1 protein-coding gene is annotated in these 1,650 nt (G+C 50.6%); it reads right to left on the reverse strand.

Annotated features, from left to right (window positions below):
• Positions 1 to 1,650, reverse strand: a 1,650-nt coding sequence (locus BUB86_RS16830; protein WP_139261762.1) for a non-ribosomal peptide synthetase, incomplete at both ends; no start/stop codon positions are given.

Raw genomic sequence — 1,650 nt, forward strand, 5'->3', positions numbered from 1 at the left:
TAACCTTTTCCTGTCAACCTTGCCGTTGGGGGTGAGCGGAAGTGCCTCCAACTGCATATAGGTTGACGGTACCATATAGTCAGGCAGCGATTGTGAAAGGAACTCCTTCAGGACTCCTTCATCTATATCGCTGTCTGCTGTATAGTACAGGCACAACAGCAGTCCGTCATAAACCGAAGCCACAGCCTGATGGATGCCGTCATACTTCAAGCTCTGGTTTTCTATCTCGCCAAGCTCTATTCTGTATCCACGTAGTTTAACCTGAGTATCAATACGGCCGAGATACTCAAGTTCTCCCTGCTCGTTCCATCTACATAGGTCGCCTGTACGGTACATACGTTCTCCCTTTATGAATGGACAGTCGGTAAACTTCTCTCTTGTAAGTTCCTCCTGTTTCCTGTAGCCTCGGGCCATCTGCTTTCCTGACAGACATAGTTCACCGCCCATGCCCTTTGGTACAAGCTTTCCATTAGGATCAACAATGAAGAGGTGACTTCCGGGGACTGGCTGCCCGATGGGAATAGTCTCATATTGCCTCTCCTGGTCTACAACATGATAAGAAGCGCAGACGGTAAACTCCGTGGGGCCGTAGCCGTTGATGATCCTAACTGATGTCCGTCTTGTTGGCTGCAAGGCCTCACCACCTGCTACGATATATCTCAAGGGTAAGTCATCGAAGGTATTTATCAGTTCCATGCCGAGCTGTGTGCTGAGTGTCATGCCCGTGATACTCTTCTCATGGATATACCTGTTCATGCCCTCCAGATCATGTCGGAGGGTGTCTGAAAAGATATGTACCTGTGCTCCCACCGTCAAAGGTGTCATCAAGTCAAACAGCGAAGCGTCAAAGCAGAAGCTTGCATGCTCGGCACACCGGTCGGTATGAGAGAGTCGAAGCATATTAGCAAGCCATCCCACCAATGCCCTCAGGTTCCGATGCTCGGCCATCACACCCTTGGGTTTGCCCGTTGAACCGGAGGTGTAAAGCATGTATGCCAGCGATTCAGGCTTGCTGTTATCCACTGGCAGACAATCACTGTTGAAGTCGATTTGTTCAAGGAAGTCGGTTGTGATGAGCACTTTAGCTTCTGCATCTTCCAGCATGTACTGCAGACGCTCCTTGGGATAGTCGCAGTCCAACGGCAGGTATGCACCGCCAGCCTTGAAGATGGCCATGACCGCCAGCATGAACTCTTTCCTCCTTGGCAGCATGACGGCCACGAAAGCGTCCTGTTCCACGCCAGCCTCAATCAGAGCCGTAGCCAGGATGTCCGACCTCCTGTCAAGTTCAGCGTAGGTAATAGAGCTGTCCTCATCCACTACTGCCGTAGCCTCGGGGTAAAGCCTTGCCTGCTTCCTGAACAGGCTGACAAATGTTTCAGATGGGTCATATTCCATCCTTTCACCCGTTCCGAGTTTGATCAACTCTTCCTGCTCGTCATCCGTTGTCAACTCGATGTCCGACAGTCTTGTACCTTCCTTTGTGGCATGAACAGCATAGTTGGCAAGTGCATGGATAAATACTTCCATGTCCTGACGGCTGTATAGTGCCGTTTCGTAGGACAATCCTATCGTGTATCCATCCTTGCCATTGGGCCAGACTGTTAACTCAATGGGCAACTTCTGCGTGTCAAGCGTCAGAGTCATGTC

Origin of the sequence: Xylanibacter ruminicola (assembly GCF_900142525.1) — a bacterium.
Classification (GTDB): domain Bacteria; phylum Bacteroidota; class Bacteroidia; order Bacteroidales; family Bacteroidaceae; genus Prevotella; species Prevotella ruminicola_A.